Raw genomic sequence first — 13,000 nt, forward strand, 5'->3', positions numbered from 1 at the left:
ACGTCCTAAGAGTTAGTTACTCTCGACTGCTGGTTTCAAAAATTGATTCATATAGCCTAACTCGATTTTAATGTTTTTGTTGATGTGATCATCTAAACCACCATATAGCCTGTTTCTATCGAATACAGAACATTCGGTATTTATGAATATTTCATTGTAGGCTGAAAGATAATATTTATTCACTTTGTTTTTATTCAAGTGAATATTTATTCTAAGAAATAACGAAATCTTAATTAGATTTCCTCTTTTGAGAAACGCTGTTCGTTTCTATAACGATGCTGAAGGAAAATACCCTTAAATGTTAGTTTACCTATTGATTGTTAATAATTTCTATTGATTGGCTCCAAAACAGATATTCCAATTACCGAAAATTAATGTCTTGAGTGATGGTATAAAAAGGCAACATCAGCAAAATTGCCAATGTTACCATTTTAAAGTTTAGAATCTCTTTGCAACCACTCATTAAAAATTAAGTTGATATACATCGTCAAGCTCTGAATTGTTGCTAATGTTGACGAACAAATCCTTGACAATTCCTTTACTCAATTCATACACCCAACCATGTAAATGCAGTTCTTGATTGTTCTGCCATGCCGATTGCACGATTGAAGTCTTTGCCAAATCAAAAACTTGCTCTGAAACATTAAACTCTACAAATCTGTTAAAGCGCTCTGTTTCATTTTCAATGGCATCTAATTCGTCTTTATGAAAACGGTATACATCTTTAATATGACGCACCCAATTATCAATTAACCCGATAGAATCATTTCCCATTGCGGCTTTGACACCTCCACAACCATAATGTCCGCAAACAATAACATGTTTTACTTTTAGTGCGTTAACAGCATAATCCAAAACGCTTAACATATTCATGTCACTATGCACAACCATGTTTGCAATGTTACGATGTACAAAGACCTCTCCTGGATTTGCGCCTATAATTTCATTTGCAGGCACTCGACTATCCGCACACCCAATCCACAATAATGGTGGAGTTTGGCCTTTTGACAGATTTATGAAATAGTCTTTGTCAGATTCCAATTTAGAATCGACCCATTTTTTGTTGTTATCTAATAATTGTTTATAAAAATTACTCATGATTTCTTTTTTTTAAATTTAAGATTATTTGCGTTGATTAAACAGGATTATTGTAGCCTATTTTTCCATTACTTACCAAAAGAGAGATATTGAGATTGTCCATAACAGTTTGAATTTCTGATTCTATCAAATTTGAATTTGGATGGTTCGTGTTTTCTTTTCTATCTACAAACAATAAATTTATATTGCTTATCGAAAGATATTTTGATAAATTATTGATAGCGTTGTCACCTTGTTCAAAAACATATTCTACCATATCTTTATTGCTCACAGATGTCACCTCTTCTGATGAATTTGATTTTTTAATGATTTTAAAAGACTTTAAGGGTTTTTGAGTATGGCTCATCAAAACATCCGAAAAGTCCATATTAAAGTTTTCCTCTACGGCATTTAGCACGCCAAATGATAACTCCATATTTGGTTCTAACGCATTCTCATCTGCTGCGATCATAACGGGGCCGTCATAATTTTTTAACACAAAATGCGTAATACCATCGCCTAAAAATTTTATCATTTTAGGTTTTCTTTTCCCAAGAACGATAATATCTGGTTGACTTTCTTGGATGTATTTGCTGAGTTCTGTTTTCACGTTACCAAAAGAGAACTTAGAGTTGATGTCAATGCCGTATTCTTTACAAATTGGCGTGATCAACTTTTTTATTTCACTTTCAGTTGCCAAATGCTCTGCGTTAATGTTACGTATGGCTGACAATTGATTGTCTATCTCAACAACATCTGTTGGCTTTTTGACATGAAAAAGCTCGATGTCTCCGTCAATCATTTTTGCGAGACTTACAGTACTTTTTAGAGTCATCCCTGAAGTATCTTTCAAATCTGTAAGCACTACTATTTTATATTTTTTGTTTTTCATGTGTTTTTATTTATTGTTTTTTACTGGTCACATGCTGTTTGCAATGAATCATTTTCCTGGACGATTACTTTTTAACATGCTCACTTCACAATTTCTTAACTTAGACTTATTTTTGACTGGGGTCTTAATTTAAAGAACTCGATAAAGCTGTCTGGATTTTCCACAATTCCTCTTTTTGAAATCAGCTTTATGTCAATGTTTCTTTCCTTTGCCTTGAATGCAAAATCGTCTAATATTTCAATGATGTCATAATCTAAATACCGTGTTTTGGTCACATCAAATTCTAAATAGGTATCTCTCGGTAAACTATCCAACTCCTTAAGAATTGCACCTTTGTTAAAAAATGTAACCTCTTCTGCAAGCGACATTTTAATTTTATGTTTGCCATTACTTTGATCTTCAATATGAAGAAAATGTGAGTTTTGGTAACTTTTGATTAAAATGACCACAATTCCAACGCCGAGCCCTAAACCAATTCCTACGAGTAAATCTGTGAATACAATCCCGACAACCGTCACCACAAATGGTACGGACTGTTTCCAACCTAATTTGTACATTTTCATGAACAGGGAAGGTTTTGCTAACTTGAAACCAACAACCAATAAAATTGCGGCCAACACAGACAATGGAATCATATTAAGCAGACGCGGAATAAGAATTACAGATATTAACAGTAGAAAACCGTGAAACATAGCGGATAGTTTCGTTTTTCCGCCTGATTGGATATTCGCTGAACTTCTAACAATAACTTGCGTTATAGGCAGTCCACCAATCAATCCCGAAATCATATTTCCTGCGCCTTGTGCCAACAATTCTCTATTGGTAGGTGTCACGTTCTTTTCTGGGTCTAATTTATCGGAGGCTTCCACACATAACAGTGTTTCTAAACTTGCTACCAATGCAATGGTAAAAGCCACAATCCACACTTCCATGTTTGTTATGACTCCAAAATTTGGAAAGCTGAATTGGCCTACAAAGGATGAAATATCATCAGGAATAGGGACATTAACCATGTGTTTATCAACTAGAGAAAGAGCTGCGTTTCCTTTGGTGAATGTGTAAAATAAAATACCCAAAACAACAACTACAAATGGTCCTTGAATGATTTCAAATACTTTAGATTTTTTACTTAAAACCTTATCCCAAAGTATCAAGAGTAGTAAACTGATAATTCCGATTAGAGCAGCGCCAGGAGTGATGTTATTGACCATTGCAAATAATTCTGAAAAGGTGTTTCCGCCATCAATTTCAAAAAATCCTAAATCCCAAGCTGATCCTTCGTCGTATCCAAAGAAGTTTGGAATTTGTTTTAGAATGATGATTATTCCAATACCAGTAAGCATTCCCTTGATGACTGATGAGGGGAAATAATAGGCTATAATACCACCTTTTAAAATTCCGAAAAGGATTTGTATGGCACCTCCCAATATGACTGCGACAAGAAAATTTTCATAGCCTCCTAAAGTGCCAATCGCAGTTAAGACAATTGCGGCCAACCCAGCCGCAGGACCGCTGACGCCAACCTTAGAGCCACTTAAGCCTCCAACTACAATTCCTCCAATTATTCCTGCAATCAATCCTGAAAAAAGTGGGGCGCCACTTGCGAGTGCAATCCCCAAACATAAAGGTAAAGCAACGAAAAACACGACTATACTCGCTGGTAAGTCATTTTTAATATTTTTAAACATATAAAATTGTTAATTATAAAATTTGATAAAAAAAGTTAGAACAGTATGAAGCTGTAAGCCTATACCATTCGCTGAATCAATATATAATTAACTTAATTTGGGAGGAGGGGAGACGCACTCAATAGTATAAGGAATGTAGTTTTTTACGTAAGATGCGTATGATTTTTCTTTTTCAAGCTCAACAATAGAAATGCAGAACTTTTCAGTCTCAGAAAGTTTAATTTCAAAGTTTTTAATAGTCTCATGGCCTCTTTCTTCTTCTTCAGAAATTGAATAAAAAGAGGAGATGTCAATAGTATCGTCAACAGTATGTATTATTGTCGGCGCCGCAATAAACGCCAAAAATAAAATCAAAAAGAAGGCAGATACTAGGTGTTTAAACATTTTGTGTTTTGAGTGGGGGTGCAAATATAGATAATTGAATAGGTTCTTTTGTTAAGAAATTATTAAAAAACATTCAACAATCTAATATCCTCACTTGAAATCCATCCAGTTTTACCATCGGCAAGTTGGATTTTTTTCCAGTTATTTACGGAATCTAAAATCTGGACCTTAGTACCTTCATGGAGTTTGAAAGATTCAGAGCTTCTGAGGTTTGGTTCGCTTTTAACTTGACTTTGTTTAGCGAAAACAATGGCCGGTTGATCATTTGCAACCCTATTGTAATTGCTGAATGCCAAGGCGACAGAACTACAGGCAAGAATTAAAAAGGTCATGGCACTTATAAACGCCAAGCGTTTTTTTGTAGAGCCATAGGTAAAATAATAGATCAAATAGAACACCACAAAAAGCACCATCAACAGTACTGATAATTTGGCCCAATTATCAAACGTGAATAAATTGGTTACGTTTTTTGAAAGCTTAGCAAATCCAAACTCGGGTGTTTGATCAATGGCATCAATGGTCATATTACGCGCAAAAGCAATGTTATTTTGAATTTCCTTATCATTTGGAGACAGTTTTAAAGCCTTTTCATAATAATAAATGCTAGGAGCGATATGATTGAGTTTATAATGCGCATTCGCCAAATTAAAATACAGTGCTGACGAATGTTCTCCTGCTTCAATAATAGATTCATAATTTGAAATGGCCTGTTCAAAATCGCCTTTATTATACAAATCGTTTGCTTGCTCAAAACGGGATTCGTTTTGAGCAAAGCTCATGAAACTAATTAAAAATGTCAGTATGTAAACAAAATTCTTCATCTTATTTAATCTGTTTGTCAATTACTGAAATAGTGTTTGCAGCTTTGTCATAATCATGCTGCATGGTCACCTCAGAAAAAGGTGTGTATCTTGCCAGTTCACAACTGTCCAAAATCGTAATAAAATCATTAACTATGGTCTTGTCCACCTCTCGTTTTATGAGTAGTGACTTTATATGATCCTTACTGAAATCACTGGTTTCAATTTGCAATTTCGCTTTTAGGTAGTTATGAAGTGCTTTTTCCAGAGCAATATAAAAGGCCTCTTTTTGGCCTAGCGCTTTTTTGGCCTCTCCTAAATATTTTTTAGCAAGCTTATCTGCTTTGCGTATTTTATTGCCCTTCACATCCGCAGCGCGTTCCGCTTTTTTCTTACGGAATACCAAGGCCAGAGGAATCGCCATGAGCGGTAAAAGCAGTGAGCTCCAATACCAAGATGATTTGAAGAACGGTTCAGATTGTATTGGCTCAAGATTGGCTTCACTTTTAATAAAAGCAAATTGGTCATTATTCATAACGACGCGCTGTTTGCCTTCGCCTACAGCCGCAAAATTACTGTCTGAATTTGTGCTATTTGTAGGGCCTTCAAGAACGTTGATAATCAGTTGTCCTGAAGAAATTGTCTTATAGGTTTCTGTCTTTAAATCGAAATATGAAAACTCCACATTGGGAATAGGATATTTTCCTTTAAACTGAGGCACGATGGTGTAGTTATCCGCAATGCCGCCTTGCATGCCCTCTAATGTAGTCCTTATATTTTCAATATGCTCGGGCTCATATACCTCCAATGAGCTAGGTAAGCTCAACTTAGGTAATTGGAACAGTTTTAAGTTTCCATTTCCTGTGACTTCCAACCGGGCCTGTAAAGACTCCGTAGCGTTTAAATCAGTTTTCGAAGTGGTCAATTTAAAATCAAAATCACCTACAGCGCCAGTAAAATTAGCAGGTTTGCCGTTCTCAGGAAGCGGTTTGACTTGTAATGTTTTACTTCCTGCGGATACGGTTTTATGAACTTGCGTCATCATCCTTCCACCAAAAAAGTCACGCTTGTTGGTTGGCACCTCCACTGTAATGTCCAAACTTAAGGGCTCAATTTCCAATTTGCCCGATTTTTGAGGATATAGAACTGTTTTTCTGATCGCTAAATACCGGTAATTCCGACCTTTAAATTGGACATTTTGAGGTTGATTATTTTTTATTTCGATGTTCTGGCTCCAAAAATCATTGTACCGCGGATTGTCAATTTCTCTAAAATTACTCACCCCAATATCTTCAGACACATACAATTTATAAACCACGGTAATGGCTTCGTTCAGGTAAGGATTGGAATTTGAGATTTCAGCAACCAGATGCAGGTTATCATCCGCAACATTTTCAACATTATCAGGATCATTGGGTCTGTTTACTGCTGAGGTAATTTGAACGGTTACTGGGGATGTTTTATAGGTAGAGCCTTCAATTTCTATAGTAGCTTGATTGATGATAATGGATCCTGTTTTTTTTGGTGCTAAAAAATAACTATAGGTTTTGGAGAATGATCGCACCCCATTTACCCATGAATGGCTAACCGATTGGTTTGGGCCACCAACGACGGTAAAATCACTAAACGACGGCGGATTGAAATTATCGCCATCTGTATTCATTTCAAAATCTACGCGCAAACGCTCATTAATCCCCAGTTTGGTCTTGCTTACTTTAGCCTCAAATTTTACTTGGGCAGCTACAAAACTTGTACTGATTAGGAATAAAAATAGTGATATGTATGTTTTTAATTTCATCTATTAAATTAAAATTAACGAGCAACGATTAACGATTAACGATTTTTGAATTGTTGTTTTTAGAGGTTTTGATACTTGCGACAAAAATTGAAATTAACGGGTTATTCTCATCCAATACCTTTAAGATTTTTTCTTTGTCGCCAATAAAAAGATTTGCGCGAAAGATAATTTTTAAGCAGTTATGACTTTCTCGTAACTCCTTTAAACAAATTCCCATTTTATGAACAAAATCCTTATGAGATTCAGCACTTCTAGCTTCTCCGGAATTTAGGGCTGGGGAGCCAGAAGATCTGATCAATTGGTTTCCATAGTAATTACCAGAATAATTGTTTTTGATTTCCTCAACGATATTAACTATTGAGACTGCGAAATCTATAACTCGATCTTCTAAATCATTTGTATTCATAGATCATAAATCGTTATTCTTAAATCAAAAAGACTCCTACCAGTCTTTTTCTGTTTTTACCTTAACGCCTTTTTGCTTGTCGGCATTGATTTTTTCCTGAACTTTCTGTTCTTGATTGTTCATGGCTTCCAACAAGTTTTTTATTTGTTGAGGAGACAGTTTTCCAGGTTGGGGCTTTTGTTGTTGATTTTCATCTTTCCCTTTTTCATCTTTTGGTTTTTCCTGATCTTTTTGATCATCACCATCTTTTTTGTCCTGATCTTTCTGGTCGTCCTTTTTATCTTTATTATCCTGATCCTGTTGGTCTTTATTGTCTTTATCCTTGTCTTTGTTTTCGTCCTGCTTCTCTTTGTCCTTATCTTGGTTTTCGTCAGGTTGATCATCTTTTTGCTGCTCTGCACATTCCTTTGCTAAGCCAAGATTGTAACGGGTTTCATCATCTGTAGGATCATTTCTTAAAGCGCTTTTGTAAGCTTCTACAGCTTCTTTGCACTGTTTGTTTTTCATTAAAATATTACCAATATTATGAAATGCCTTATGCTTGCTCGATTTATCAGAGGCATTTTTTGCAGCTTGTTGCTGTCTGTATAAGGCCTCTTCATAGTTGCCTTTTTTGTAATAGGAATTACCCAAATTATAGGTGCCAGCAACTGAAGTTGGTTGTTTGGAAATGGCTTTGCGATATTCTTTTTCAGCAGAGATGAAATTATCATCACCCATAAGTGCGTTGGCTTCATAAACAAAATCATTGGATTTCTTAGTGGCCAATAGCTGTTCCTTCTCTTTCCCATCGTCTTGGGAAAAAGCGAAACATGTAAAAAAAAGAATTAGAAGTGTTAAGTATTTCATTTCTCTATAGCGTTAGGGGCTTGTGTTTTAATCTTATCATGAAATTGGTGGTGGCTTATCAGAAGCTCATTCAATTCAAACTGACCATTTATCTTCTTCATTCTCAAACAGCGCATAAAACTAAAAAAACTAATGGAATCAGGGTTATAATGTTTTCATAAAATACGTATTTACACCATGACATTAACTTTTTCTTAACCGCTATGAGATCAAGCTGTTGCAAATTTTAAGAACTGGAGAGGATTCAATATCTAAAATTGCGAATCAACAGTCACGATTTTGAAACGCTCCCATCTGTCAAAGGCAAGTTCGTATGGTTTTAAGAGCCTTATACGTTTTCATTAAACAAATTCAGGCGTTTTAGCCATGACGTGCGTCTTTCAAGAAGCAAGACATCTATAAGCAGAAAGAAAAGTGCTGCGCCCAAAAACCATTGAAACTGAGATTCGAAATCGGCGAATTGTTTAGCTTCAAACTCAGTTTTGTCGATTTTATTCAAAATATCTCGGATCTCCTCAACCACTTGATTGGTGTTTTTTCCGTTAATGTAAGTGCCATTAGTTTCTTCTGCAATACTTTTCAAAGTGTTTTCATCCAAACGGGTAATCACTGTTTGACCGTTATTATCCTTTTTATAATTGACGATAACACCATTTCGTCTTTCTGGAATTGGACCTCCTTTGACGTCACCTACACCTATGGTGAAAATGCGGATGCCTTCTTCTTTTGCTTCTTGCGCTGCTTGTGTTGCTAATTCACCGTGATCTTCTCCGTCAGAAATAATAATAAGGATCCTGTTGGTCTCTTGGTCATCGTCATAATAAGTTTTGGCCAATTCAATGGCTTCATTGATTGCGGTGCCCTGAGATGAAAGCATGTCTGTGTCCATACTTTGGAGAAACATTTTTGCCGCAGCATAGTCGGTGGTAATTGGAAGTTGTGGAAAAGCCTTGCCCGCATACGCTATGATGCCTACACGATCACTGGCCAAATTATTTATGATTTGTGTGACCAATTGTTTTGATTTTTCCAAACGATTGGGAGCAATGTCTTCAGCCAGCATACTTTTTGAAACATCAACCGCAAACACAATATCTACGCCTTCACGTTTTATAGTTTCAAACTTGGTGCCCAGTTTAGGATTGACCAAAGCCAAAACCAAACATGCAAACGCAAACGAGAGCACCACCACTTTTAAAATGGATTTGAAAAGTGAGGTGTTAGGACTTAAGCGCTTTAATAAAGTTTGGCTGGCAAATGTGCGCTGCGCCCGGCGCTTCCATAATTGCAGCAGCAAAAATACAAGCATGATCAACGGAATGACCATTAATCCCCAAAACCATATTTTTTCTTCTAATTGATACATTTTTTAGTCTTCAGTCCGCAGTCCTCAGTTGGCAGATACACCATGAATACACGGATATTTTTTCTATAACTCTTAATCTATTTTTAATTAAAACTTCTAAACAACGTTGAGCGTAATAAAAATTCAATAAGCAACAGTCCAAAAGCCAATAATATTAATGGACGGTACATTTCTTGGTAATTGTAATATTTGAATTCTTCAACATCAGTTTTTTCCAACTTGTTGATTTCCTTGTAAATTTCTGCCAACTTTCTATTATCAGTCGCTCTAAAATAGACACCTCCTGTAACGTCTGAAATGTCTTTCAGTAAGGCTTCATCAATTTCTACTTGTTGACGGCCGTATTGAAAATTTCCGTTAGGTAGAATACCGATAGGTGACAAGGCCATTCCGTTGGTTCCAATACCTATAGTATACACTTTAATACCATATTCTACGGCCAGTTCACTAGCAATTTTTGGATCTATAAAACCAGAATTGTTAACCCCATCAGTCAATAGAATAATGACTTTACTTTTGGCCTTGCTGTCTTTAATCCTGTTTACAGAGGTGGCCAAACCAGAGCCAATGGCAGTACCGCCCTCAATTATGGTGTTGTACTTAATGTCATTAAGCGCGCGCAACACAATGGCCTTATCACTTGTAATAGGGGTTTTTGTATAACTTTCTCCTGCATATTCCACAATACCAATGCGATCATTTGGTCGGCCTTTTATAAAATCTGAAGCCACTTGTTTCAGTGCCTCCAAACGGTTTGGCAGTAAATCTTTGGCAAGCATACTTGCAGAAACATCAATGGCGATCACAATATCAATACCTCGTGTGGTTTTTGTTTTAGTAGATACATCTACAGTTCTTGGGCGCGCCAAAGCGGTAATCACTAAAGCGAGTGCCAGCAACCTCAAAACAAATAACAAATGCCTTGCTTTTGGCAACCAAGATTGGGTAATTTTAAACCCTTTTATGGTAGAGATCTTAAGCTCGGCCGTTTGCTTGTTGTGTTTAAGGACATACCATAAGATGAGCACTGGCAGGATTAATAACAACCAAAAAAACGTTTTGTTTAAAAATTCAATTCCTTCCAGCATCATTCTACCTTTTTAAGTTCTACAGAATTTAAAACGCGATCCATAATAGCATCGGCATACTGATCTTCAGCATCCCAAACCAGAATTATTTGCTGCAAAATATTTTGTGTCGTAAACGCCAATAACACATAGTTCCCCTTTCTGTATGTGTCTGACAAAGGGCTAGGAAACGAAGCAGAACCAAATACCTTCAAGCCTTCAGCAGCGTTAGGCGTGATGAATTGCTCTCGTTTGACAAGAATATCCTTGACATTATTTTTTTCAAGCATTTGTAAGCCGCCGTCAATGGCCAAATTCAAATCAATTTTTGTGGAATCAGGCACATTAAATTTTGTGGTGCTTACCAGAATGTTTAAAGAACTCAGCAACGTGCCATAACTAAACATGGTGGTTTTGGCGTTAGAAATGGTATCAACGGCTTTAGATTCTACACGCTCCAAAACAGTAGGTGTGGTGATGTATATAGGCGGAACTCCATAATCACTAGTCACCCAATCGCCTTCCAAAAGTTCTTTGCTGTCATTGCCAATAATAGTGTCTTTTACATAATCAAAACCATATTTCACAGAAAAACCGACAAAGGTAGCGATGATTAAAAACACTGAAATGGCAACGGTAATAATGATTTTACGACGTCTATTTTTACGTTCCCGCTCTTCTTTATATTGCTGATTGAGTAATTTTTCTTCTTCAGTAGGTTCTGGTAAGGCTTGCTTGACATGGTCAATTTCAAGATCAATAGTATTTCTGTCAATTTTAGCCAATTCTACATCTGGAGCTGATTTGGCGAATTTCACCAAATCGGCGCGCTTTAAAATGGTTTCAATGTTTCTGATATCTTCTTTGCTCAGTTCAATTTGATTGCCATCTTTCAGTAAATTCAATCGGTACACCAATTCGTCAGTGGTGCTTTCCAAAGCCCGATCATAAACCTTTTCATCCAAATAACGTCTTATAATAAAAGTTAATTCAGAATAATAGCCTTTAAGTTCAGACTGTTGCAGATAATCAGTTTCATCCAATTTCTTAAGTGCGAGTTTAGCACGCTCATAGGGCGGTAAAAGGGCAATCTCCTCTGCTTCAGTCAACGGTTTTTTACGCCAAATAAACCAGTACAATAAAAAGGCAATTAAAGCTAAAATTGCTAAAACAATCAGCGCTGTTTTCCACCAATCACTACTACTTTTTTCAACCTCTATATATGGCTTAATATCATAAAGTCCTTGTTTGGTTGAGTCTACAAGAATAGTATTGACTTCAACCCTTAAAGAATCTGTAAAATATTCTTTAGTGCCTATAATGATTTTTTGTCTGGGAATGGTGTAGCTGCCTGAATCAAATTGGGTCAAGCCATATTTTTTGATGAGGTTGTATTTGGCATTGTTTTTTGTGGTATCCGCTTTGTAGGATTCAATCATTTCCAAAGGCGAAAAGGTCTGGCCTTCCGGAAAAACCACCAAATCTGTAGTGTCTGCCTCTACTTCAATTTTATAGGTAATCTGTTCTCCAATCTTGATTTTTGTAGAATCGATTGAGGATTTGACTTGGGCGAAAGAGACGAAAGAAAAGAGGAAAAAGAAAAGAGATAGGTAGACCGATGACGGATGACCGATGACCGATAAATTAGAGGTTTTATTATAACTTAAATCAAAATTCTTCATTACTAATTTTAAATTCTTCATTGATTATGCTCTGTGTTTAAAATAGCCCAATAATTTTGTCACATAGCTTTCATCTACACGGCAGTCAATAACGCCAGCACCTGATTTTGTAAAGGTCTCCTTGAAATAGTTGACGCGTTCATTATGATATTTGCCATAATTTGTTCTGATTTTTTTTGAAGACGTATTGACCAACATATATTCTCCAGTTTCTTCATCCTGCATTTGTACCATTCCTAAATTCGGAATGCTTTCTTCACGCTTGTCATAAACGCGTATTCCGGTAACATCATGTTTATTGGCGGCAATCTTGAGGGTTTGCTTATAGTCATCCGCAATAAAATCAGAAAGTAGAAACACAATGGCTTTCTTTTTCATGATACTGGATAGAAATTTTAAGGCTTCCGTAATATTTGTCTTTTTGCTTTTTGGTTTGAATTCTATCAATTCTCGAATAATGCGCAAGACATGGAACCTTCCTTTTTTAGGTGGAATGTACAATTCAATAGCATCGGTAAAAAGGATCAAGCCAATTTTATCATTATTTTGGGTCGCTGAAAACGCCAAGGTAGCGGCAATTTCTGTAATAATTTCATTTTTAAATTGTTCATCAGTACCAAACCATTCTGAACCAGAAATATCAACCATAAGCATCATGGTCAGCTCGCGCTCTTCCTCAAATATTTTGATGTGGGGTTCATTGTAACGCGCCGTGACATTCCAATCAATATTACGGACATCATCTCCATATTGGTATTGGCGCACTTCACTAAAAGTCATCCCACGACCTTTGAAAGTAGAATGGTATTCGCCTCCAAAGATGTGATTAGACAGGCGCCGTGTCTTAATCTCAATTTTACGTACTTTTTTTAAGAGCTCTTTTGTATCCATATGCCCCCTAGCCCCCAAAGGGGGTATTGATTGCGGTTAAAAAAATATTCGAAATTATATTAGACATGTTATTTTTATTAGCCTTCCTTTATTCTGAGTA

The 13,000-nt window shown here is 36.2% G+C and carries 13 protein-coding genes; all 13 read right to left on the reverse strand.

Annotated elements, in window-relative coordinates; genetic code table 11:
- Positions 1–12 precede the first annotated feature (12 nt).
- Positions 13–183 (reverse strand): DUF2490 domain-containing protein, encoded by a 171-nt coding sequence (locus tag A9996_RS20435; RefSeq protein ID WP_245905271.1) that lies wholly within the window; start codon positions 181–183, stop codon positions 13–15.
- Between the two features lie 279 nt (positions 184–462).
- Positions 463–1,098 (reverse strand): carbonic anhydrase, encoded by a 636-nt coding sequence (locus A9996_RS04700; protein WP_066431570.1) that lies wholly within the window; start codon positions 1,096–1,098, stop codon positions 463–465.
- Positions 1,099–1,135: 37 nt separating this feature from the next.
- Positions 1,136–1,969 carry a universal stress protein gene (locus tag A9996_RS04705; protein WP_066431572.1) on the reverse strand — a complete coding sequence of 278 codons (834 nt, stop codon included), beginning with the start codon at positions 1,967–1,969 and terminating at the stop codon, positions 1,136–1,138.
- A 95-nt stretch (positions 1,970–2,064) separates the two neighbouring features.
- Positions 2,065–3,657 carry a SulP family inorganic anion transporter gene (locus tag A9996_RS04710; RefSeq protein WP_066431578.1) on the reverse strand — a complete coding sequence of 531 codons (1,593 nt, stop codon included), beginning with the start codon at positions 3,655–3,657 and terminating at the stop codon, positions 2,065–2,067.
- An 87-nt stretch (positions 3,658–3,744) separates the two neighbouring features.
- Entirely contained in the window at positions 3,745–4,041 is a 297-nt protein-coding gene (locus A9996_RS04715) for a hypothetical protein (protein ID WP_066431581.1), read from the reverse strand.
- A gap of 62 nt (positions 4,042–4,103) precedes the next feature.
- Positions 4,104–4,862 (reverse strand): tetratricopeptide repeat protein, encoded by a 759-nt coding sequence (locus A9996_RS04720; protein WP_066431585.1) that lies wholly within the window; start codon positions 4,860–4,862, stop codon positions 4,104–4,106.
- Position 4,863: 1 nt separating this feature from the next.
- Positions 4,864–6,639, reverse strand: a complete 1,776-nt coding sequence (locus tag A9996_RS04725; RefSeq protein WP_066431587.1) for a BatD family protein — start codon at positions 6,637–6,639, stop codon at positions 4,864–4,866.
- 28 nt (positions 6,640–6,667) lie between these two features.
- Positions 6,668–7,045: a four helix bundle protein gene (locus A9996_RS04730; RefSeq protein ID WP_066431590.1), complete on the reverse strand. Its 378-nt coding sequence runs from the start codon at positions 7,043–7,045 to the stop codon at positions 6,668–6,670.
- Between the two features lie 36 nt (positions 7,046–7,081).
- A complete protein-coding gene (locus A9996_RS04735; RefSeq protein ID WP_066431593.1) occupies positions 7,082–7,894 on the reverse strand; it encodes a tetratricopeptide repeat protein in 813 nt (270 codons plus the stop codon).
- Positions 7,895–8,222: 328 nt separating this feature from the next.
- Complete coding sequence (locus A9996_RS04740) at positions 8,223–9,260, reverse strand: vWA domain-containing protein (protein WP_066431599.1); 1,038 nt, start codon at positions 9,258–9,260, stop codon at positions 8,223–8,225.
- A gap of 83 nt (positions 9,261–9,343) precedes the next feature.
- A complete protein-coding gene (locus A9996_RS04745; RefSeq protein WP_066431893.1) occupies positions 9,344–10,348 on the reverse strand; it encodes a vWA domain-containing protein in 1,005 nt (334 codons plus the stop codon).
- Entirely contained in the window at positions 10,348–12,009 is a 1,662-nt protein-coding gene (locus A9996_RS04750; RefSeq protein WP_394337357.1) for a BatD family protein, read from the reverse strand. The genes A9996_RS04745 and A9996_RS04750 overlap by 1 nt, the downstream gene beginning before the upstream one ends.
- A gap of 24 nt (positions 12,010–12,033) precedes the next feature.
- The gene (locus A9996_RS04755; protein ID WP_066431602.1) at positions 12,034–12,900 is read right to left on the reverse strand and encodes a DUF58 domain-containing protein; all 867 of its coding nucleotides are present in this window, start codon (positions 12,898–12,900) and stop codon (positions 12,034–12,036) included.
- Between the last annotated feature and the right edge of the window lie 100 nt (positions 12,901–13,000).

The sequence above is a fragment of the Gelidibacter algens genome, assembly GCF_001678675.1.
In the GTDB taxonomy this organism is placed as follows: domain Bacteria; phylum Bacteroidota; class Bacteroidia; order Flavobacteriales; family Flavobacteriaceae; genus Gelidibacter; species Gelidibacter algens.